The organism is Pseudomonas sp. AC252 (genome assembly GCF_979258105.1).
In genome coordinates this window covers 1,417,836-1,439,697 of the sequence record NZ_OZ409837.1, presented here as the reverse complement: position 1 = coordinate 1,439,697, position 21,862 = coordinate 1,417,836, and the positions used below count along the sequence as shown (strand labels likewise).

General features: G+C 60.9%; 18 protein-coding genes and 2 pseudogenes. 7 read left to right on the top strand and 13 right to left on the bottom strand.

Features of this window, described 5'->3' with window-relative positions; genetic code table 11:
* Positions 1-61: 61 nt before the first annotated feature.
* A complete protein-coding gene (betI, locus tag ACZZZ4_RS06725; protein WP_008085771.1) occupies positions 62-655 on the bottom strand; it encodes a transcriptional regulator BetI in 594 nt (197 codons plus the stop codon).
* A gap of 486 nt (positions 656-1,141) precedes the next feature.
* On the opposite strand from betI, the gene ACZZZ4_RS06720 reads away from it, so the two are divergent.
* Positions 1,142-3,082: a BCCT family transporter gene (locus ACZZZ4_RS06720; RefSeq protein WP_223259140.1), complete on the top strand. Its 1,941-nt coding sequence runs from the start codon at positions 1,142-1,144 to the stop codon at positions 3,080-3,082.
* 252 nt (positions 3,083-3,334) lie between these two features.
* Here the strand turns inward: ACZZZ4_RS06720 and choV are convergent, their stop codons facing one another.
* The 3 genes from choV to ACZZZ4_RS06705 form a co-directional block, all read right to left on the bottom strand.
* Positions 3,335-4,513 (bottom strand): choline ABC transporter ATP-binding protein, encoded by a 1,179-nt coding sequence (gene choV, locus ACZZZ4_RS06715; RefSeq protein WP_016772804.1) that lies wholly within the window; start codon positions 4,511-4,513, stop codon positions 3,335-3,337.
* On the bottom strand, positions 4,510-5,355 hold the full coding sequence (gene choW, locus ACZZZ4_RS06710) for a choline ABC transporter permease subunit (protein WP_463547483.1): 846 nt from the start codon (positions 5,353-5,355) through the stop codon (positions 4,510-4,512). Before choW ends, choV begins: the two co-directional genes overlap by 4 nt.
* A 77-nt stretch (positions 5,356-5,432) precedes the next feature.
* A complete protein-coding gene (locus ACZZZ4_RS06705; RefSeq protein WP_016772806.1) occupies positions 5,433-6,380 on the bottom strand; it encodes a choline ABC transporter substrate-binding protein in 948 nt (315 codons plus the stop codon).
* 435 nt (positions 6,381-6,815) lie between these two features.
* On the opposite strand from ACZZZ4_RS06705, the gene ACZZZ4_RS06700 reads away from it, so the two are divergent.
* Positions 6,816-8,192, top strand: coding sequence for an L-serine ammonia-lyase (locus tag ACZZZ4_RS06700; RefSeq protein ID WP_463547482.1), 1,377 nt, complete (start codon positions 6,816-6,818; stop codon positions 8,190-8,192).
* 539 nt (positions 8,193-8,731) lie between these two features.
* Positions 8,732-9,835, top strand: coding sequence for a choline metabolism transcriptional regulator GbdR (gene gbdR / locus ACZZZ4_RS06695; RefSeq protein WP_129997777.1), 1,104 nt, complete (start codon positions 8,732-8,734; stop codon positions 9,833-9,835).
* Positions 9,836-9,986: 151 nt separating this feature from the next.
* Here gbdR and ACZZZ4_RS06690 read toward each other — a convergent pair whose 3' ends face one another.
* From ACZZZ4_RS06690 to ACZZZ4_RS06665, 6 genes are all read right to left on the bottom strand, one after another.
* Complete coding sequence (locus ACZZZ4_RS06690) at positions 9,987-10,250, bottom strand: hypothetical protein (protein WP_016772808.1); 264 nt, start codon at positions 10,248-10,250, stop codon at positions 9,987-9,989.
* A 317-nt stretch (positions 10,251-10,567) separates the two neighbouring features.
* Complete coding sequence (locus tag ACZZZ4_RS06685) at positions 10,568-11,731, bottom strand: gamma-butyrobetaine dioxygenase (protein WP_463547481.1); 1,164 nt, start codon at positions 11,729-11,731, stop codon at positions 10,568-10,570.
* A gap of 24 nt (positions 11,732-11,755) precedes the next feature.
* On the bottom strand, positions 11,756-12,232 hold the full coding sequence (locus ACZZZ4_RS06680; RefSeq protein ID WP_415761201.1) for a thioesterase family protein: 477 nt from the start codon (positions 12,230-12,232) through the stop codon (positions 11,756-11,758).
* Between the two features lie 134 nt (positions 12,233-12,366).
* A complete protein-coding gene (locus tag ACZZZ4_RS06675; protein WP_463547480.1) occupies positions 12,367-13,332 on the bottom strand; it encodes an L-carnitine dehydrogenase in 966 nt (321 codons plus the stop codon).
* 226 nt (positions 13,333-13,558) lie between these two features.
* A complete protein-coding gene (gene cdhC, locus ACZZZ4_RS06670; protein ID WP_463547479.1) occupies positions 13,559-14,431 on the bottom strand; it encodes a 3-dehydrocarnitine:acetyl-CoA trimethylamine transferase CdhC in 873 nt (290 codons plus the stop codon).
* A gap of 119 nt (positions 14,432-14,550) precedes the next feature.
* A complete protein-coding gene (locus tag ACZZZ4_RS06665; protein WP_130911553.1) occupies positions 14,551-15,495 on the bottom strand; it encodes a choline ABC transporter substrate-binding protein in 945 nt (314 codons plus the stop codon).
* 191 nt (positions 15,496-15,686) lie between these two features.
* On the opposite strand from ACZZZ4_RS06665, the gene ACZZZ4_RS06660 reads away from it, so the two are divergent.
* Positions 15,687-16,631, top strand: a complete 945-nt coding sequence (locus tag ACZZZ4_RS06660) for a GlxA family transcriptional regulator (RefSeq protein ID WP_463547478.1) — start codon at positions 15,687-15,689, stop codon at positions 16,629-16,631.
* Positions 16,632-16,774: 143 nt separating this feature from the next.
* Here ACZZZ4_RS06660 and ACZZZ4_RS06655 read toward each other — a convergent pair.
* From ACZZZ4_RS06655 to ACZZZ4_RS06645, 3 genes and pseudogenes are all read right to left on the bottom strand, one after another.
* Positions 16,775-17,190 (bottom strand): annotated as a pseudogene (locus ACZZZ4_RS06655) (DUF3010 family protein).
* Between the two features lie 28 nt (positions 17,191-17,218).
* Positions 17,219-17,446 (bottom strand): annotated as a pseudogene (locus tag ACZZZ4_RS06650) (helix-turn-helix domain-containing protein); the annotation flags it as partial.
* 10 nt (positions 17,447-17,456) lie between these two features.
* Complete coding sequence (locus tag ACZZZ4_RS06645) at positions 17,457-17,858, bottom strand: lysozyme inhibitor LprI family protein (protein ID WP_073476459.1); 402 nt, start codon at positions 17,856-17,858, stop codon at positions 17,457-17,459.
* 231 nt (positions 17,859-18,089) lie between these two features.
* On the opposite strand from ACZZZ4_RS06645, the gene ACZZZ4_RS06640 reads away from it, so the two are divergent.
* The 3 genes from ACZZZ4_RS06640 (at position 18,090) to dgcA (ending at position 21,777) form a co-directional block, all read left to right on the top strand.
* A complete protein-coding gene (locus tag ACZZZ4_RS06640; RefSeq protein ID WP_007962626.1) occupies positions 18,090-19,067 on the top strand; it encodes a dipeptidase in 978 nt (325 codons plus the stop codon).
* 103 nt (positions 19,068-19,170) lie between these two features.
* Positions 19,171-19,701, top strand: coding sequence for a 4-vinyl reductase (locus tag ACZZZ4_RS06635; protein WP_039757633.1), 531 nt, complete (start codon positions 19,171-19,173; stop codon positions 19,699-19,701).
* A 15-nt stretch (positions 19,702-19,716) separates the two neighbouring features.
* Positions 19,717-21,777 (top strand): dimethylglycine demethylation protein DgcA, encoded by a 2,061-nt coding sequence (dgcA, locus tag ACZZZ4_RS06630; RefSeq protein WP_463547477.1) that lies wholly within the window; start codon positions 19,717-19,719, stop codon positions 21,775-21,777.
* The last annotated feature ends 85 nt before the right edge of the window (positions 21,778-21,862 follow it).

The following is a 21,862-nucleotide window of genomic DNA, read 5'->3' as shown; positions in this document are numbered from 1 at the left end:
GGCGTTGACCACCGCGATGACGCTGCGGTGGAGTTCAGGGGCCGAGCATTTTCTGTGTGCTCTAGCTCACCTTCTTGGCCAATTGGAAATCCATGTATTCGTAAGCGATCTGTTGCGCCTGCGCTGTGTCGAAAGCGTCTCCCGACAGCGCGCCGCGCAACCACAAGCCGTCAATCAACGCTGCCAGACCCCGGGCGGCGCTGCGCGCATCTTCGAGCGGCAGCACACGGCGGAACTGGCAGCACAGGTTGGAATACAGACGGTGATCGTTGATCCGCTGCAACCTGTGCAAAGACGGCTGGTGCATGCTGGTGGCCCAGAAGGCCAGCCAGGTTTTCATTGCCGGGCCATTGACCTGGCTGGCGTCGAAGTTGCCTTCGATGATCACCTGCAGATGCGCCCGTGGGCTGTCATCTGCCAGCGCCTGACGGCGCGCGGTGACGCTCTCGCTGAGGGCGGTCATCAGGTACCGCATCGTGGCGGCGATCAGGCCGTTCTTGTCCTGAAAGTAATGACTGATGATGCCATTCGAGACACCGGCCAAACGGGCGATCAGCGCAATGCTGGCGTCCCCCATTCCGACCTGATCGACCGCTTGCAAAGTGGCTTCGATCAATTGTTGGCGGCGGATGGGTTGCATACCGACCTTGGGCATCTTGCACATCTCCTTAGGCCTTCCGAGGGGCGAATGACGCCGATCGGATTGAGGGCCAGTCTATTTTGTTTTGATTGAACGTTCAATCAACAAAGAATAAGATCTGCGACAATTCGTCGCTGCCTACAGAAAATTCCTACGCGTGATGACGATAAAAACCGACACCTGAAACGGCTCGAAACCTGCGTGGGGCATGGCGCGGTTCGCGACTCGAAGGACGTGTTGAAAGGGCAAGACGCTCGGGGCCAGGTTTCGGATGAACGTCCGTCGCCTCTGGCCACGAAAGCGAATACGCAACGCCATTTCGGCAGGTTCGGGCTTTTTTCGGAGTGTCTTTATATCACCCGCCGGTCGGCTGCCAACTAACCGATTGGTCGGGTTCCGTGATGCCTTGTGTTCTTCTCTCGCACTGCCTGGAGCATTTGTGCCATGAGTTCTGCCTCGCTAATAAAGACCCCGCCCGAGAAGGTGACGGTCAACGGTTGGGTGTTCTACACCTCGACCGCGCTGATTCTGTTGTTGACCGCCATTCTGATCATCGCCCCGCAAGAGGCCGGCAGAATGTTGGGCATGGCCCAGGCCTGGCTGTCGCGCAGCTTCGGCTGGTACTACATGGTAGTGATCGCCGCCTACCTGGTGTTCGTGGTCGGTCTGGCGTTTTCCTCGTACGGCAAACTCAAACTGGGCAGCAAGGACGACACCCCGGATTTCAGTTATGGCGCCTGGGCGGGGATGCTGTTCTCGTCGGGCATCGGCATTTCGCTGTTGTACTTCGGCGCGTCCGAGCCGCTGGATCACTACTTCAATCCGCCGGAAGGCACGTCGGCCAGCAATCTGGCGGCGCGGCAGGCGGTGCAACTGACCTTCCTGCACTGGGGCCTGCACGGCTGGGCGATTTACGCTTTGGTCGGTCTGGCCGTGGCGTATTTTGCCTATCGGCATAACCAGCCACTGGCGCTGCGTTCGGCGCTGTATCCACTGGTCGGCGAGCGTTGGGTCAAAGGCGCGGCCGGGCACGCGGTGGACGGCTTCGGCATGTTCGTGACCCTGCTGGGTCTGGTGACCAACCTGGGGATCGGCTCGCTGCAAGTGTCGTCCGGGCTGGAAAACCTGTTCGGCATGGAGCACAGCAACACCAACCTGCTGATCGTCATCATCGTCATGAGCACCGTGGCGACCATCGCCGCTGTGTCAGGTGTGGAAAACGGCATCCGTCGTCTGTCCAACCTGAACATCGTGCTGTTCAGCGGTCTGCTGATTTTCGTCCTGCTGTTCGGCCCGACTTTGCACCTGCTCAACGGCTTCGTGCAGAACATCGGCGACTACCTCAACGGCGTGGTGCTGAAGACTTTCGACCTGTACGTCTATGAAGGCGACAGCGCCAAGTCCGATCGCTGGCTGGGTCTGTGGACTCTGTTCTACTGGGCGTGGTGGATTTCCTGGGCGCCATTCGTGGGCATGTTCATCGCGCGGATTTCCCGTGGCCGCAGCGTGCGTGAGCTGGTCGCCGGCGTGCTGCTGATTCCGCTGGGCTTCACTCTGGCGTGGCTGTCGATCTTCGGCAACTCGGCGCTGGATCTGGTGATGAATCAGGGCGCGGTGGAGCTGGGCAAGACGGCACTGGAACAGCCGTCAATGGCGATCTATCAGTTGCTTGAGCATTATCCGGCGTCGAAAGTCGTCATCGGGGTGTCGATCTTTGTCGGCTTCGTGCTGTTCCTGACCCCGGCCGACTCCGGCGCGGTGATGATGGCGAATCTTTCTTGCAAGGGCGGCAACGTCGATGAAGACGCGCCGCACTGGCTGCGGATCTTCTGGTCGGTGGTGATCACCCTGGTGACCATCGGCCTGCTGTTCGCCGGCAACTTCGAAGCCATGCAGACCATGGTCGTGCTGGCCGGCCTGCCGTTTTCGGTGGTGCTGATCTGCTTCATGTTCGGCCTGCACAAGGCGATGCGCCAGGACGTGCAGATCGAACAGGAGCAAGCGCAACTGGCCGAGCGCGGACGCCGTGGTTTCAGCGAGCGCTTGACGCAACTGGATCTGCAGCCGAGCCAATCGGTGGTGCAGCGCTTCATGGACAAACACGTCACCCCGGCGCTGGAAGATGCAGCGGCGCAATTGCGCAATCAGGGCATTGAAGTGCAAACGCTGTTGGGCAAGGCCAAGCGCTGCATGGGCGTGCGGGTCGAGATGGAAGAGGGCAACCCTTTCGTTTACGAGGTGAGCCTGGATGGTTATCTGGCGACCCCGACCGAGTCGGCGCAATCGGATGAAGCGCGTCAGCGTTATTACCGCGCTGAGGTGTATCTGCACAATGGCAGTCAGGATTATGACTTGATGGGCTTTACGCCGGAGCAGATTACCCGGGATGTGCTCGATCAGTTTGAAAGCCATCGGCAGCTCCTTGGCCGGGTGTATAGCTAAACCTTGAGATTCAGCGGTGCAGTCAGCTGCACCGCTGAACCATTGTGGCGAGGGGATTTATCCCCGTTGGGCTGCGAAGCAGCCCTGAAACCGTCAAACGCGGTTTTACTCAATTACCGCGATTGACGACTTGGGGCCGCTTCGCGCCCCATCGGGGATAAATCCCCTCGCCACAAGTTCTCTGTTTGCAGTTGAATATCTGTACGAACAAAAACGCCGCGATAGTCTCGCGGCGTTTTCGTGTCTGCGGGTTTACCCCAGATTCTTGCCCAACAACGCGTGATACAACTCGCTGTCGCCGAGAATCCCCACCACATGGTTGTTGTCGTGCAGCACCAGCTTGTTGCCGGTCTGATAACGGATCTGCAGCGCGTCACGCATGCCGATGTTCGAGTCCACCAGCGTCGGTTTGCGCTCCAGGCCTTCCACCGCTTGCCCCGGTGCCCAGTTCTGCAGGTTCAGCACCGAGCCGTTCTGGCGTGCGCCTTTGATGGTGTTGCCTTCGGCCAGGTCCAGCCACGAATCGCCGCCCGGATCGAGGCACACCGAACCGTTGATTCGTTTGCACTTGTCCAGCGTGCGCATCAGGCTGCGCCCGCAGAGCACGTTGAGCGGGTTGGTGTGGGCGACGAAGGTGCGCACATAGTCGTCCGCCGGGTTGAGGACGATTTCTTCCGGCACGCTGTACTGGATGATCCGGCCGTCCTTCATGATCGCGATGCGGCTACCCAGTTTCAGGGCTTCATCGAGGTCGTGGCTCACAAACACGATGGTCTTGCTCAGCTTGCGTTGCAGCTCCAGCAGTTCATCCTGCAAGCCTTGGCGGATCAGCGGGTCGAGGGCCGAGAACGGCTCGTCCATCAGCAGAATATCGGCGTCCATCGCCAGCGCACGGGCGAGGCCGACGCGTTGCTGCATGCCGCCAGAGAGCTCATCAGGCTTCTTGTTGCGCCACTGGGTCAGGCCCACCAGTTCGAGTTTCTCGTCGACCAGTTTCTTGCGTTCCTTCTCCGGTCGGCCCTGCATTTCCAGACCGAAACTGATGTTCTCGCGCACCGTCAGCCACGGCATCAGAGCGAACTTCTGAAACACCATGGCAATGCGCTTGGTGCGCATCATTTTCAGCTCGGCTGGAGTGCACGAGGCGATGTCGATCTGACGGTTTTCATGCTCGACGAACAGCTTGCCGCGGCTCACGGTGTTGAGGCCGTTGATGCAGCGCAGCAGGCTCGACTTGCCCGACCCGGACAGGCCCATCAGCACGCAGATCTCGCCCTTGTTGATGTCCAGCGTGGCTTTTTCCACACCGACGATCTGCCCGGTCTTCTTGAGGATCTCGTTGCGGGTCATGCCCTGATCGAGCAGCTTGAGCGCCTCGCGCGGATCTTTGGAGAAGATTACGTCAACGTCTTCGAAGCGAATTATGCTCATGCGTCACCCCCTACTTTAGCGTCGGGTTGTTTGCAGATACGGTCGAGCATGATCGCCAGCAGTACGATTGCCAGGCCTGCTTCGAAGCCCAGCGCAATATCAGCAGTGTTCAGTGCGTTGACCACCGGTTTGCCGAGTCCGTCAGCGCCGACCAGTGCCGCGATCACCACCATCGACAGCGACAGCATGATGCACTGGGTGATGCCGGCCGCGATGCTCGGCATGGCGTGCGGCAGTTCGATCCGTGAGAGTAGCTGGCGACGCGAGCAGCCGAAGGCCTTGCCAGCATCCATCAGTTCTTGCGGGACATCGCGGATGCCCAGGTAGGTCAGGCGGATCGGCGCCGCGATGGCGAAGACCACCGTGGAGATCAGGCCCGGTACCACACCCAGCCCGAAGAGGGTCAGGGTAGGAATGAGGTAAACGAAGGTCGGTACGGTCTGCATCAGATCGAGCACCGGCCGCATCATGGTGTAGAACATCGGTTTGTGCGCGGCGACGATGCCCAGCGGCACGCCGATCAACACGCAGACCAGGGTGGCGAACAACACCTGGGCGAGGGTTTCCATGGTTTCCTGCCAGTACCCCAGGTTGAGGATCAGCAGGAACGAGGCGACCACGAACGCGGTCAGGCCCCACTTGCGTTGAATCAGATGGGCGATGATGGCGATCAGGCCAACCAGCACCAGTGGATTGAACCAGGTCAGCGCAAACGTCACGCCGTGGATCATCGTTTCCAGTGTCACGGCGATTGCGTCGAAGGTGTTGGCGCCGTGTTGCGTCAACCATTCGACGAAGCCCGCGATGTACTGGCCTAAAGGTATTTTCTGATCAATCAGCATGGTAGTGAACGTCCGCATGCAAGGAAATTAACAGCCCGGGCAGGCACGCCTGCCCGGCATAAGCGGTGCCTTTCAAATCAAGGCGCGAGCTTGGCTTTCACGGCCTCCAGGCCTGGTTTACCGTCAATGGTGGTCACGCCAGCGAGCCAGGTATCGAGCACCTGTGGATTCTTTTTCAGCCAGGCCTTGGCGGCCGCGTCAGGCTTCATCTTGTCGTCGAGGATGTTGCCCATCAGTTCACTTTCCATGTCGACGGTGAACTCCAGGTTTTTCAACAGTTGACCGACGTTGCTGCATTCTTCGGCGTAACCCTTGCGGGTGTTGGTCGCCACGGTGGCTGCGCCGAAATCGGGGCCGAAGAAGTCGTCGCCGCCGGTCAGGTATTGAATCTTGAAGCGCTTGTTCATCGGATGCGGTGCCCAGCCGAGGAAGACCACGGCGGTGTCGCGCTTCTGCGCCCGGTCGACTTGCGAGAGCATGCCGGCCTCGGAAGATTCGACGATCTTGAAGCCTGCGGTCTTCAGGCCGAAGGCGTCCTTGTCGATCATGCTCTGGATCAGCCGGTTGCCGTCGTTGCCCGGCTCGATGCCGTAGATCTTGCCGTCGAGCTCTTTCTTGAATTTGGCGATGTCGGCGAAGTCATGCAGGCCTTTGTCGTACAGGGCTTGCGGCACGGCGAGGGTGTACTTGGCGCCCTTGAGGTTGGTGCGCACGGTGTCGACGGTGCCGGCATCGCGATACGGCTTGATGTCGTTCTCCATGGTCGGCATCCAGTTACCGAGAAACACGTCCATGTTCTTGCCGTCGGCCAGCGACTTGTAGGTCACGGGCACGGAGATCATGGTGGTTTTGGTTTTGTAGCCGAGGGCGTTGAGAACAACAGAAGTGGTGGCGGTGGTCGCGGTGATGTCGGTCCAGCCGACATCGGAGAAGTTAACGAGGCTGCACTGTGCCGGTTCTGCGGCTTGCGCCAGTAACGGCAGACTCAGCAGGGCGGCCAACAACAACGACGGGGAACCTTTCATGGATGGACTCCTTGGTGTTTTTTTTGGCAGTGTTCCGACTGTGGACCACCGCACTTATGGGTTGCGGTTGGTGGCGTTCTGACGACAGCTCTACCGCAGCGCCTTGCAATCGAGTCATCCCGATCATGTACCAGTGAAAATCTGACGCCTACAGGGAGGGTCGTATCCAGTACAGGGATGGTCGCTTCCAGTGTCGGTGACGTCGCTTACAGCTTTTTTCCGCCCCCGATGGCCTGCTCAACGGCATAAAAACGGCGTATTTGCGGGGCGAAAACGTAACGACGCTGCTGGACATGAGTGCGTCGGTGTCAGACGCCGTGCGCGCCGACAAAAGCCCGATGATGCCGGCATTCGGCGGATCGCAGCTTGAGCGTAGCAGCTCCGCCAGCGGGCGCTTTGGCCGCCCGGTCCGGTATTCTCAGGAGCTCTGCAGCAATGGCTATCAGCGTTTTCGACCTGTTCAAAATCGGCATCGGCCCTTCCAGTTCCCACACCGTCGGGCCGATGCGCGCCGCCGCACTGTTCGTCGAGTCGCTGCGCGGCAAGCATCAGCTGGAACAGGTGCGGCGCATCGAGGTGCAGTTGTTCGGCTCGCTTTCCGCCACCGGCATCGGTCACGGCAGCGACAACGCAGTGATCATGGGCCTGATGGGCGAGTGGCCGGACGCAATCGACCCGGCGCAGATCGGCCCGCGCATTCAGGCGCTGCGTGAAACCCATACGTTGTTATTGGATGGTCGCCTGTCGGTGCCGTTTGTGTGGGCGCGGGACATGCGCCTGATCGATGAAAACCTGCCATTCCATCCCAACGCCATGACGCTGGTGGCCGAAGGCGAGTTCGGTGAGTTGCACCGTGACACCTACTATTCGGTTGGCGGCGGCTTCGTCGTTGATGAGGCGCAGGCCAGCAGCGGCGTAGTCGATCTGGATCGCACCGAATTGCCTTACGATTTTTCAAGCGCGGTCGAGTTGCTGCAGTTGTGCCAAACGCACAACCTGCGCGTCGCTGAACTGATGATGGCCAACGAAAAGGTCTGGCGCAGCGAAGAAGAAATCCGCGCCGGCCTGATGAAGCTGTGGCGGGCGATGCAGGATTGCGTCGAGCAGGGCCTCAAGCACGAAGGCATTCTGCCCGGCGGCTTGAATGTGCGCCGGCGCGCGGCGAAGTTGCACCGCAGCCTGCAAGAGTTGAATAAACCCAATGTCATTGGCTCGACGTTGAGCGCGATGGAGTGGGTCAATTTGTTCGCCCTGGCCGTCAATGAAGAGAACGCTGCCGGCGGGCGCATGGTTACCGCGCCGACCAACGGCGCGGCGGGGATCATCCCGGCGGTGCTGCACTACTTTATGAAGTTCAGCGAGGCGGTCACCGACGCCAACGTCGTCGACTATTTCCTCGGCGCGGCGGCAGTCGGCATTTTGTGCAAGAAGAATGCTTCGATCTCTGGGGCCGAGGTCGGTTGTCAGGGCGAGGTCGGTTCGGCCTGCGCGATGGCAGCGGCGGGGCTGGCGGAGATTCTTGGCGCCACGCCCGAGCAATTGTGCAACGCGGCGGAAATCGGCCTGGAGCACAACCTCGGCCTGACTTGCGATCCGGTCGGCGGGCTGGTGCAAGTGCCGTGCATTGAGCGCAATGCGATTGCGGCAGTGAAAGCGATCAACGCGGCGCAAATGGCCCTGCGCGGCGACGGTCAGCACTTCATCTCGCTGGACCGGGTGATCCGCACCATGCGCGATACCGGCGCGGATATGCATGACAAATATAAAGAGACTTCGCGCGGTGGGTTGGCGGTCAGTGCGGTTGAGTGCTGAAACGGCGTTGCCCTTATCGCTGGCAAGCCAGCTCCCACAGGTTCTTCAGTGTTGATGCCATTTGGTTCACACCACAAATCCCTGTGGGAGCTGGCTTGCCAGCGATAGGGCCAGACCAGTCAAAACTGCTCAGCAATCGATCACCACATTTCAACCGCGCCACCTTTTGGCGCGTCGCAATCAGACAAGCGTCATTGTCAGGCGTGACTTGTCAGTCGTTACCTGACCGTACGTCGCTCGCGCTTGCGGTGACACTCTGTGCAAATCCTCTGCAGGCCAGTTCCCACAAGTGCTACCGATCTGCTCACAGGCTGCGCGGCAGGGCTCTGGCGGCGCCTGATGGCAATTCGAAATGGCATGTTCCGAGGTCTCGTATAGACGCGTCGCGAGGTCGTTTTCAGGAGTTATTGAATGGCCGTCCAATTTCAGGCACGGCAATTGCTCTGTCATAACAAAGCCTGCTTCCCTCGTGTGAACGCCGGCAATAACAAGAGCCTCCGCCTGAGGCCATCACCCGCTTTGTGTGAGGAGATACCGCGATGACGTCGTTCAACTCCGGGGCCCAACCCCAGAACCGTGCGCCTCAATCCATCGGCTTTCTGCTGCTGGACAATTTCACGCTGATTTCCCTGGCGTCCGCCGTTGAGCCACTGCGCATGGCCAACCAGTTGTCCGGTCGCGAGCTGTATCGCTGGAGCACCCTCACCGTCGATGGTGGCCAGGTCTGGGCCAGTGACGGTCTGCAGATCACTCCCGACGCCTCCATGCACAAAGCCCCGCAACTGGACACCGTTATTGTCTGCGGCGGGATCGGCATTCAACGCACCGTGACCCGTGAACACGTCTCGTGGCTGCAAAGCCAGGCGCGTCAGTCCAAGCGTCTTGGCGCGGTGTGCACCGGCAGTTGGGCGCTGGCCTGCGCCGGTCTGCTCGATGGCTTCGATTGCAGCGTGCACTGGGAATGTCTGGCGGCGATGCAGGAAGCCTTCCCGCGGGTGGCCATGAGCACACGCTTGTTCACCCTCGACCGTAACCGCTTCACCAGCTCTGGCGGCACCGCGCCGCTGGACATGATGCTGCACCTGATCAGCCGCGACCACGGTCGTGAACTGTCGGCAGCGATCTCGGAAATGTTCGTCTACGAACGCATCCGCAACGAACAGGATCACCAGCGCGTGCCGCTCAAGCACATGCTCGGCACCAACCAGCCGAAGTTGCAGGAAATCGTCGCGCTGATGGAAGCCAATCTGGAAGAGCCGATCGATCTGGATGAACTGGCGGTGTATGTCGCGGTGTCGCGTCGACAGCTGGAGCGGTTGTTCCAGAAATACCTGCACTGCTCGCCGTCGCGCTATTACCTGAAGCTGCGGCTGATCCGCGCCCGGCAACTGCTCAAGCAGACGCCGATGTCGATCATCGAAGTGGCGTCGGTGTGTGGTTTCGTCTCCACGCCGCATTTCTCCAAGTGCTACCGCGAATACTTCGGCATCCCGCCGCGTGATGAGCGCGTCGGCTCCAACACCACCCAGCAAGTGGCGATGCTGCCGCTGCCGCAAGCGATCGTGATGTCGCCGCTCTCGGGGCCGATGTCGGCGCTGAGTCAGGCGCGCAATGAGTCGACGTTTGCCAGCGTAAGGCTGTAGACCGAGTCTGATCGTTCCCACGCTCTGCGTGGGAATGCAGCCCGGGACGCTCTGCGTCCCAAAAGGCCGAACGCGGAGCGTCCGTTGAGGCATTCCCACGCAGAGCGTGGGAACGATCAGGTAGGCGCGAGCCTGCTCGCGAAGGGGTTTCTCAGGCGCTGTGGGACTGCTGGTAATCCGAAAGGGCCGGCAACAACTGTTTATCGATCGCCTGGCGCACCGCCGGCTGAATGCTGGCGCCGCTGGTGTACATGTCCTTGACCATCTTGCGCAGTTCAAACGCGCGAACGTTATCCAGGCCACGCACCGCACACTCGCAGGCCTGCTCGGCGGTGGTGCCGCTCGGCACCTGAATACCCAAGGCCTTGAGCTGGCCCAACAGATCTTCCTGGTCGATCAAATCGGCGTACATCATCACGCAAATCCTTCTGTGGCAACGGAGGTCTTGGCTCGATTCTGGTGGCCCCGACCGGACCCGGCAAGGGCGTTTTGTCGCAGTGGCCGGGACGACTATGAACAGGTCGTTTTCGGCTAACCGACTGGATCGTCGACTAGGCACACTGGCGCCAGCTCGCTTCACGAAGGTTTGGTCACCCTCGCCTGGCAGCTCCTCAACAGTACCCTCCTCAGCTCCGATCCTGTCACGGCTTGATCGGAGTTTTTTTGCCTGTGAATCTGGGTTGGGATGTTGATCGAGCTGACGCCATCGCTGGCAAGCCAGCTCCCACGGATCTACCTCTGCAACACCAGAATCCGCGACAACAGCTCATCCCGGTCGACATAGCAGCCCTGGAAATGCCGCGCCCCGGTGGCTGGATCAAAGGCATTGCGCGCATGCAGCGTGCGGCGGTTGTCAAAGCACCACAATTCGCCCGGGTTGAGCCGCTGCACCAGCCGAAACCGCGGCTCGCGGGTCATCGCAATGAAGCGCCGATAGGCTCGATACAGCAACGGCATCTGCGCCACCGACGTATCGAACGCCCCGCGCAGAAAGTTGGCCATGCGAATCTCCGCCATCCGGCCCAGCGCATCCACAGCAATGATCGGCGCCAGGCAGCGATAGTCGCTGTGCCGGTCCTTGTTGCGAAATTCCACGGGTATTTCACACAGGGCCTCAAACAGCTGCGGCTCCTCCTGACGCAAGGCGTCGGCGATCGCAAAACCATCGACGAAAATACTCTCGCCGCCCTCGGCCTCATTCACCAGGCAATGCAGAAATTGCAGCCCCGGTTGCAGCTCGCGAGTCGGCAAATCCGTGTGCAATGGCAGGTTGAAGGCGGTGTAGGCGTTGCTGTCGGCGTCGGCTTTGGATTGCACATTGAACAGCACGCCGAAGTTGCTTTCGCGGATGAAGGAAATCCGCTGCGCGATGAGCTTTAGCGAGCCCGGCTCGGCGGGCACGCCGCGCACTTGGGTCAGGCCGATGTCGCGCACGGCGAGCAACCATTGCAGCAGCGCGGCGTTGTCGTTCATCAGTGCGGTGTATTCGAACACCGGCAACTGCAGATCGCTGGACCACAAACGGGGCTGCGGTTTGCCGACCAGGCGTTCGGCGCGGGATTCGTCGTCATAGGCATGAGCGCGCAACCAGCCCGGGTCGAAGCGGCTGAGGTGACCATCCTGCCAGTCGATGCGCAGGCAGCCGTCGGTGTCGATGCGCGTGGCGTGCGGTTGCAAGTCCTCGGCGGCATCGACGCTCTCGAAGACCTGTTCGCGGGTGACGCTATAGACGCAGCGATCACACGGGCAATTGTCGCGCAGCCATACGTGGTGAAACGGGCTGATACGACCGTCAGCCCACTCAATGACAACGCGATCCGCCAGACCCTGCACGCCTCGCAGCGCGCTGATCAACGGATAAGTACGAAAATCGGCAACAGCGACGGCGGTGTGCATGGCGGCTCCTTGGCAGTGGGGGATTTACCGGGCGGGTGGCAGCGCAATCACGCGGCCGAGGTAAGCGGGAGCGGGCAGGTCGGTCTGATCAGCGACGATGGCTTGCAGGCGATGCAACGTATCGGGGCTGAACGGCGCCGAGCGCGGGCCGGCGAGGTCGACGTGCAGGAGCATCTGTTCATTGCCGGCCAGCGCTTGCTCATCGCCGATCTTGTGCAGGCTGTGATAGAGGTGGAGGCGCTTGCTGTCGTGGCCGATGATTTGCGTGCGCACTTCGACCTCGGTGTCGAGCTTCACTTCGTGCAGGTAATTGAGGTGCAGCTCAAGGGTGAACAGCGAATGGCCGCTGGCCTCGCGGTTGCTGCTGTCCATGCCGAGGCGGTCCATTAGCGCGTCGGTGGCGTAGCTGAAGATCAGCAGGTAGAAGGCATCGCGCAGGTGACCGTTGTAGTCGACCCAGTCGGAGATGATGGTGGTTTGGTAAGTGGTCAGGTGGGGCATGGTTTCTCCTGGCGGTGATCGTTCCCACGCACTGCGTGGGAACGCCTCTTGTGACGCTCTGCGTCACGCTTCTGAGACGCGGAGCGTCCCGGGCTGCATTCCCACGCAGAGCGTGGGCACGATCAGGTAGCGAATCACTCGCTGAACGCCATCCCATGCTTCTCTTTGGTGGTCTTCACCGCCTCGAGCACCGCCAGCAAACAATCATCACGATAGCGCTCCAGCGCCGAAATGCTGTGGCGACCGAGCTGATCAGTGGTGCCATCGACCACATCATCGATCAGCTTGTCGGTCAGCTCCGGTGCTGGCAGATATGTCCACGGCAATTGCAACGCCGGGCCGAATTGCGACATGAAGTGGCGCATGCCGGCATCGCCGCCGGCCAGGGTGTAGGTCAGGAACGTGCCCATGAACGACCAGCGCAGACCGGCGCCAAAGCGAATCGCATCGTCGATCTCGCCGGTCGTCGCCACACCGTCGTTGACCAGGTGCAACGCCTCGCGCCACAGCGCTTCGAGCAGGCGATCGGCGATGAAACCCGGCACTTCCTTGCGCACATGCAACGGGCGCATGCCGAGGGATTTGTAGACTTGCATCGCCGCTTGCACCGCCTCCGGCGCGGTGTTTTTGCCGCCGACCACTTCCACCAGCGGCAACAGATAAACCGGGTTGAACGGATGCCCGACCACGCAGCGTTCAGGGTGCGTCGAGCTCTCGTAGAACTCGCTGGGCAAAAGGCCTGACGTGCTGGAGCCGATCAGCGCATCGGGCTTGGCCGCAGCGCTGATCTTGCTGTGCAGATCAAGCTTCAGTTCCAGCCGCTCCGGGGCGCTTTCCTGGATGAAGTCGGCGTCACGCACGCATTCCTCGATGGTCGCGACAAAGCGCAGACGATCCTGCGAAGCGCCGGGTGCCAGGCCGTTCTTCTCCAGCGCGCCCCAGGCATTGGCCACGCGTTGGCGCAATGCCGCTTCGGCGCCGGGCGCCGGGTCCCAGGCCACCACGTCGAGGCCATGGGCGAGGGCGCGGGCAACCCAGCCACTGCCGATGACACCGCTGCCCAGAGCGGCGAAGGTTTTGATTTCGGTGATAAAGCGCATGGTGATTTCCTGAGAGAGTTCGGTGATCCCTGTGGAAACTCTGTTCTCGTGGCGAGGGGATTTAGCCCCGATCGGCTGCGAAGCAGTCGTAAAACCTGTGCTCTCGGTCTATCTGATGCCCCGGGTTGTCAGGTTTTGGGGCGGCTTCGCCACCCATCGGGGATAAATCCCCTCACCACAAAATTTATGTTCACAGGGAGAAAGGGTGAGGTTCAGCCGCGCTGAATCAGGCCCATTTTTTGCGTCCTTCCGCCGGGGTCAGCACGCGGGCACCGAGGCGGCTGAGGATTTCCGTGGCGCGTTCAACCAATTGGCCATTGGTCGCGAGCACGCCTTTGTCCAGCCAAAGATTGTCCTCCAGCCCGACCCGCACGTTGCCGCCGAGCAGCACCGCTTGCGCCGCCATCGGCATCTGCATGCGGCCAATGCCGAAGCCGGCCCACACCGCGTCGGCGGGCAGGTTGTCGACCATGGCCTTCATTGTGGTGGTGTCGGCCGGCGCGCCCCACGGGATGCCCAGGCACAGCTGGAACAGCGGGTTGTCGAGCAAGCCTTCCTTGATCATCTGCTTGGCGAACCACAGATGCCCGGTGTCGAAAATTTCCAGTTCAGCCTTCACCCCCAGCTCGGTGATGCGCTTGGCGCCGGCGCGCAATTGCGCCGGGGTGGAGACGTAAATGGTGTCGCCATCGCCGAAGTTCAGCGTGCCGCAATCGAGGGTGCAGATTTCCGGTAGCAGTTCTTCAACATGGGCGAGACGGGTCAGCGGGCCGACCAGATCGGTGTTCGGGCCGAACTCCATCGGGTTCTCGCCGGCGCCGATTTCGAGGTCGCCGCCCATGCCGGCGGTGAGGTTGACGATGATGTCGACGTCCGCCTCGCGGATGCGCTCCATCACTTCGCGGTACAGCGCCACGTCACGGCTGAACTTGCCGGTCTGCGGGTCGCGCACATGGCAGTGCACGACGGTGGCGCCGGCCTTGGCCGCTTCCACCGCGGCAGCGGCAATCTGTTTCGGGGTGACCGGCACGTGTGGACTCTTGGCGGTCGTGTCGCCAGCACCGGTGAGTGCGCAGGTGATGATGACGTCGTGGTTCATGGTGCGTTTCCTTCAGGCGTGATGGGTCTGTCCGCAGCCCTTTTTCGGGCTGCGAAGCGTCGTCCGGTTCCCTCTCCCTCCGGGAGAGGGCTAGGGTGAGGGGCTTTTAAATGAAAGGGTTATTTGCTGGTCAGCTGCAGGTTTTCAGCAGCCGGTTTGCCATCGAAAGTCGTCACACCTTCAAGCCAGCGCTGTTTGTCTTCGGGGTGATCCTTGAGCCACTGCTTCGCCGACTCGAAGGCATCCTTGTGATCGAGCAGCGGCTGCATCATCCGGCTCTCGGCTTCGGCGGTGAACGTCAGGTTGGTCAGCAGGCGGCCGATGTTCGGGCATTGCTCGGCGTACTTCGGTGATGTGACCGTCCACACCGTGGCCATGCCTTCGTTCGGGCCGAGGGCGTCTTCGCTGCCGGTCAGGTAGGTCATCTGAATGTTGACGTTCATCGGGTGCGGCGCCCAGCCGAAGAACACCACGGCTTCCTTGCGCCGCACGGCGCGGTCGACGGCAGCGAGCATGCCGGCCTCGCTCGATTCGACGAGCTGGAATTTACCCAGACCGAACTGGTTTTTGGCGATCATCGCTTTGATCTGGGTGTTGGCACCTGAGCCTGGCTCGATGCCGTAGATCTTGCCGCCCAATTCCTTCTCGAATTTGGCGATGTCAGCGAAGGTTTTCAGGCCCTTGTCAGCCAGATAGGTCGGCACGGCGAGGGTGGCGCGGGCGTCTTTCAGGCTCGGTGCTTCGAGCACTTTCACCTGATTGGCCTCGACGAACGGGGTGATGGTCTGGGTCATCAGCGGGTTCCAGTAGCCGAGGAACAGGTCCAGGCGCTGATCGCGAATCCCGGCGAAGATGATCTGCTGGGAGGCGCTGGTCTGTTTGGTGCTGTAGCCGAGGCCGTCGAGCAGGACCTGGGTCATGGCACTGGTGGCGATTACATCGGTCCAGTTGACCACGCCCATGCGTACGTTCTTGCAGGAGGCCGGTTCGGCCGCCATCACGCCGGTGCTGAAGAAAGCGGTACCGCTGAGTGCAAGAACGCAGCTGCTGATCAGTCGTTTCATGTCGGGTTCCTCGGCAGTTCGATTATTGTGGTTCCCGGCATCTGCGCGCCGGTGAGGCCAAGTTACGCAGCTATGCGCCCGTGAAAGCGCACTGCGGCGACGGGCATTTGCACTGTAGCGACCTGCACGCTTGAACGGCGCCGATAATCGGCGTATCAACGAGCCACGCGACCCGCCAACCGAGTGCGCCCATGTCCCAGGATTTCTACTTTTTGCTGATGCCGGGGTTCTCCGCCATCGGCTTTATTTCCGCGATCGAACCGTTGCGCGTGGCCAACCGCTTTCGTGGCGAGTTGTACCGCTGGCATGTGCTCAGCACTGACGGCGGCGCGGTACTGGCAAGCAACGGCATGTCGGTCAACGCCGATGCGGCGCTGGAGCCGCTGAAGAAAGGCGCGACCTTACTGGTGGTGGCCGGCTTCGAACCGCTGAAGTTCGTCACGCCGACGCTTGAGCACTGGTTGCGCAGGCTGGACAAGGACGGCGTAACCCTCGGCGCCATCGACACCGGCAGCTTCGTCCTCGCCGAAGCGGGCCTGCTCGATGGCCATCGGCTGACCCTGCACTGGGAAGCGATCGATGCGTTCAAGGAGTCTTATCCACAGCTCAGCGTGACCCAGGAACTGTTCGAGATCGATCGGCGGCGGATCACGTCGGCGGGAGGTACGGCCTCGATTGATCTGATGCTCGACCTGATCGCCCAGGCCCACGGTCCTCAACTGGCGATTCAGGTCAGCGAGCAGTTTGTGCTTGGGCGCATCCGCCCGCGCAAAGACCACCAGCGCATGGAAGTCGCCACACGCTACGGGATCAATAACAAGAAGTTGGTGCAGGTGATCGGCGAGATGGAGCAGCACAGCGAACCGCCGCTGACCACGCTGCAACTGGCCGAGTCGATCAAGGTGACCCGGCGGCAATTGGAGCGTTTGTTCCGGCTGCACCTGAACGATACGCCGAGCAACTTCTATCTGCGGTTAAGGCTTGAGAAGGCGCGGCAATTGCTGCGCCAGACCGACATGAGCGTGCTCGAAGTCAGCATTGCCTGCGGGTTTGAATCACCGTCGTATTTCACCCGCAGTTATCGCGCGCGTTTCGCCCGCTGCCCGCGCGAAGACCGGCGTACCGCGCAGGCCTGAATGGTTTCAGCAACACTCTAGAACCCTGTGGGAGCGGGCTTGCCCGCGATGAGGCCAGCACATCCAACATTGTTATTGCCGGACACACCGCCATCGCGGGCAAGCCCGCTCCCACAGGTTCCAAGGTGATTTCGGGAATCGGGTTATTTCTTCACCAACGCCGAACACGCCGCCTTGTAAGCCTCATGCTGATACTTGTTCAGCGTCCCCGGCAGTTCAAAGTTGTGCTTCTTGGCCTGGGCGTTGATCGTCTGCGGCGACAGCAGCGTCACCTCACACCCGTCCAGCAGCTGAAACACGCCTTCGATCTTGAACGTCGTCGGCCCACCGGCAAACTCACCTTTCTTGCTGCGCTTCTTGATCGCAATTCGGTCCACCGAGTTCTCCCGCACAAACGACGCGACCTGCGCCGCAAACCGCCGCACGTTCGCTGCCTCGTCATCGTCATCCAGAGCAATTTTTTTGTGGCTAGAGGGACATGGCTCAACGTCGAACCGTCGAGCGCCGCCACGGCGATGATCGCTTCGCTGCCTTTGATTTCAATGCCGCAGATGTTCATGACAATTCCTTTGAATAAAGAGGGCAGCCTACAGCTCAAGCTGACTGGCTGTGATGCCGAACGCGGCGGCGATTTTCTCGCGGGTGGCCTTGCGGGGTTTGGCGACTGTTTCCTGCTGGGCAAACGCCGGTTGCGAGATGCCCATGCGCTTGGCCACTTCTTCCTGCGTCAGGTTGAGATGTTCGCGCCAGGCGCGGATCGGTGTTGCGCCATCAACCATATGGCTGACCACTTCATGAGGAATCATTGATTTATCCTTTGTATGTTTATTCCTGCCCGATCGACTCCAAAAACTCCGACCGTTCATCACTCATCCGCGCGACACAATCATTCTGCGCAATGGTGAACGCCTTGCTCCCCGCTGTTGCCGGGAAGGCTTCCACCGCGCAATCCGCATCCCGCGTCTTCAGCCACTGCTGCTGGGCGGTTTTCAGTTTGGCGGTGATGTCGGCCAGTTGCGTCGGGTTCTTGCCGTACGCGGTCTGCATGCGTTCGTTGAGGCTGGCGTAGTTGTCTTTGAGCAGGTCTTCGGCGGTGCTGCGGCTGTAGGCGGAGCATTCCAGGGTCTGGATGTCGTTTTCCACCGCATCGCACGGGTTGTTCTCGGATTCTTCGGCGGCGTGGGCGCCGGTCGCAATCAGTGCCAGGGCGAGGAAGATCGATTTCATTGGGGTCGCTCTAATCCGTGGGTAAGTGCAGGCTGCGGCAGATTCTGGCGCAAGCGCGCGGGCTTGAACAGCCAGCCGAGGCGGGCGGCCGACGACCCTTTGTCGCGGATTGACGCTTTCGGCAATTCCCCTGTCGTTTTTGCACCCGGTCGCCCCGGCACCGAGGCATATGCTGGCCCCAAAGCGCCGGCAGACGATTCGGCGCATGAATCGCCAATAAGGGGACGCCTGATGAGCCCAGCCGAATTACACGCCGACAGCATCGTTATCGACGGTCTGATCATTGCCAAATGGAACCGCGAGCTGTTCGAAGACATGCGCAAGGGCGGTCTGACGGCGGCCAACTGCACTGTGTCGGTGTGGGAAGGTTTTCAGGCGACCGTGAACAACATCGCTGCCAGCCAGAAACTGATCCGCGAAAACAGCGACCTGGTGATGCCGGTGCGCACCACCGCCGACATCCGTCGCGCCAAGGAGCAGGGCAAAACCGGCATCCTCTTCGGCTTCCAGAATGCCCACGCGTTCGAAGACCAGATCGGCTATGTCGAGGTGTTCAAGCAGCTCGGCGTCGGCATCGTGCAGATGTGCTACAACACCCAGAATCTGGTCGGCACAGGTTGCTACGAGCGCGACGGCGGACTGTCGGGTTTCGGTCGCGAGATCGTTGCCGAGATGAACCGCGTCGGCGTCATGTGCGACCTGTCCCACGTCGGTTCCAAGACCTCCGAAGAAGTCATCCTCGAATCGAAAAAACCGGTTTGCTATTCGCACTGCCTGCCATCGGGTCTTAAAGAGCATCCGCGCAACAAGTCCGATGCCGAGCTGAAGTTCATTGCCGACCACGGCGGTTTTGTCGGCGTGACCATGTTCGCGCCGTTCCTCGCCAAGGGCATCGATTCGACCATCGACGATTACGCCGAAGCCATCGAGTACACCATGAACATCGTTGGCGAGGATGCCATCGGTATCGGCACCGATTTCACTCAGGGCCACGGCCAGGATTTCTTCGAATACCTGACCCACGACAAGGGCTACGCCCGCCGCCTGACCAGCTTCGGCAAGATCATCAACCCGTTGGGCATCCGCACCGTCGGCGAATTCCCGAACCTCACCGAGACCCTGCTCAAACGCGGCCATTCCGAGCGCGTGGTGCGCAAGATCATGGGCGAGAACTGGGTCAACGTCCTCAAGGACGTCTGGGGCGAATAACGCTTTCACGACCGCCGCCGAACTGCCCCCTCTCCTGCGGGAGAGGGCTGGGGTGAGGGCCGCGGCCACCACTGAACCATAATTTTTCTGGAGTTAAGTTTCCATGGCCAAGATCGCCCCGCAATTGCCTATCGAAGTCGACAGCGAGACCGGTGTCTGGACCTCCGACGCCCTGCCAATGCTGTATGTGCCGCGTCACTTTTTCGTCAATAACCACATGGGCATCGAGGAAGTGCTCGGCGCCGAAGCCTATGCCGAGATCCTCTATAAGGCCGGCTACAAATCCGCCTGGCACTGGTGTGAAAAGGAAGCCGAATGCCACGGCCTGGAAGGCGTCGCGGTGTTCGAGCACTACATGAAGCGCCTGTCGCAGCGCGGTTGGGGGCTGTTCAAGATTCAGGACATCGACCTCGATAAAGGCACCGCCAGCGTCAAGCTCGAGCACTCGGCATTCGTCTATGTCTACGGCAAGGTCGGGCGCAAGGTCGATTACATGTTCACCGGCTGGTTCGCCGGCGCCATGGACCAGATTCTCGAAGCCCGTGGCAGCAAGATCCGCACTGTCGCCGAACAAGTCTACGGAGGCTCCGAAGAGGGCCACGATGACGGCTTGTTCATCGTCAAGCCGTTGTAAGCCGAGGACCGTGCCATGGCTTTCGAAGCAATGTTCCAGCCGATCCAGATCGGCAAACTGACCATCCGCAACCGCGTGCTCAGCACCGCGCACGCTGAGGTCTACGCGACTGACGGTGGCATGACCACCGACCGCTACGTCAAGTATTACGAAGAGAAGGCCAAGGGCGGCATCGGCCTGGCGATTTGCGGCGGTTCGTCTGTCGTGGCGATCGACAGCCCGCAGGAATGGTGGAGTTCGGTCAATCTGTCCACCGACCGGATCATTCCGCACTTCCAGAATCTGGCCGACGCCATGCACAAGCATGGCGCCAAGATCATGATCCAGATTACCCACATGGGTCGTCGCTCGCGCTGGGACGGTTTCAACTGGCCGACCTTGATGTCGCCCTCGGGCATCCGTGAACCGGTGCACCGCGCCACTTGCAAAACCATCGAGCCGGAAGAGATCTGGCGAGTGATCGGCAACTACGCCCAGGCTGCGCGCCGGGCCAAGGCTGGTGGCCTCGATGGCGTCGAACTGTCGGCCGTGCACCAGCACATGATCGACCAGTTCTGGAGCCCGCGCGTCAACAAGCGTACCGATGAATGGGGCGGCAGCTTCGAAGGGCGGATGAAGTTCGGCCTGGAAGTCCTGAAAGCCGTGCGCGCCGAGGTCGGTGACGACTTCTGCGTGGGCATGCGCCTGTGCGGTGACGAGTTCCACCCGGACGGCTTGTCCCACGAGGACATGAAGCAGATCGCCAAGTATTACGACAACACCGGCATGCTCGATTTCATCGGCGTGGTCGGCTCGGGTTGCGATACCCACAACACCCTGGCCAACGTCATTCCGAACATGAGTTATCCACCGGAGCCGTTCCTGCACCTGGCGGCCGGGATCAAGGAAGTGGTCAAGGTGCCGGTGCTGCACGCGCAGAACATCAAGGACCCGAACCAGGCCACGCGCATCCTTGAAGGCGGTTACGTCGACATGGTCGGCATGACCCGCGCGCACATCGCCGACCCGCACCTGATCGCCAAGATCAAGATGGGCCAGATCGACCAGATCAAGCAGTGCGTCGGCGCCAACTATTGCATCGACCGCCAGTATCAGGGGCTGGACGTGCTGTGCATCCAGAACGCCGCAACCTCCCGTGAATACATGGGCGTGCCGCACATCATCGAGAAATCCACCGGGCCAAAACGCAAAGTGGTGATCGTAGGTGCCGGCCCGGCCGGGATGGAAGCCGCGCGCGTGGCCGCCGAGCGTGGCCACGACGTCACCCTGTTCGAGAAAAAAGACTTCATCGGCGGGCAGATCACCACCGCATCGAAAGCACCGCAGCGTGACCAGATCGCCGGCATTACCCGCTGGTTCCAGCTGGAACTGGCGCGGTTGAAAGTCGATCTGCGCCTGGGCACGGCGGCGGACGCCGATACGATCATGGACCTGCGTCCGGATGTCGTGGTGCTGGCGGTCGGTGGTCATCCGTATCTCGAGCAGAACGAACACTGGGGCGCGGCCGAAGGACTGGTGGTGAGCAGCTGGGACGTGCTCGACGGCAAGGTCGCGCCGGGCAAGAACGTGCTGGTCTACGACACCATTTGCGAATTCACCGGGATGTCGGTGGCCGACTTCCTCGCCGACAAGGGCAGCCAGGTCGAGATCGTCACCGACGACATCAAGCCGGGCGTGGCCATCGGCGGTACGTCGTTCCCGACCTACTACCGCAGCATGTACCCGAAAGAAGTGATCATGACCGGCGACATGATGCTGGAGAAGGTCTACCGCGAAGGCGACAAGCTGATCGCGGTGTTGGAGAACGAATACACCGGTGCCAAAGAGGAGCGGGTGGTCGATCAGGTGGTCGTCGAAAACGGCGTGCGCCCGGACGAGGAAATCTACTACGCCCTCAAGGACGGCTCGCGCAACAAGGGCCAGATCGACGTCGAAGCGCTGTTCGCGATCCAGCCGCAACCTTCGTTGAGCGAGGCGGGCGAGGGCTACTTGCTGTTCCGCATCGGCGACTGCGTGGCGCAGCGTAATACCCACGCCGCCATTTACGACGCACTTCGGCTCTGTAAGGATTTTTGACGGCTCAGCTGCAAGCTACAAGCTGCAAGCTGCAAGAAAAAGCACAGCCAATCCATGCTGCTCTTTCTTGCCGCTTGTAGCTTGC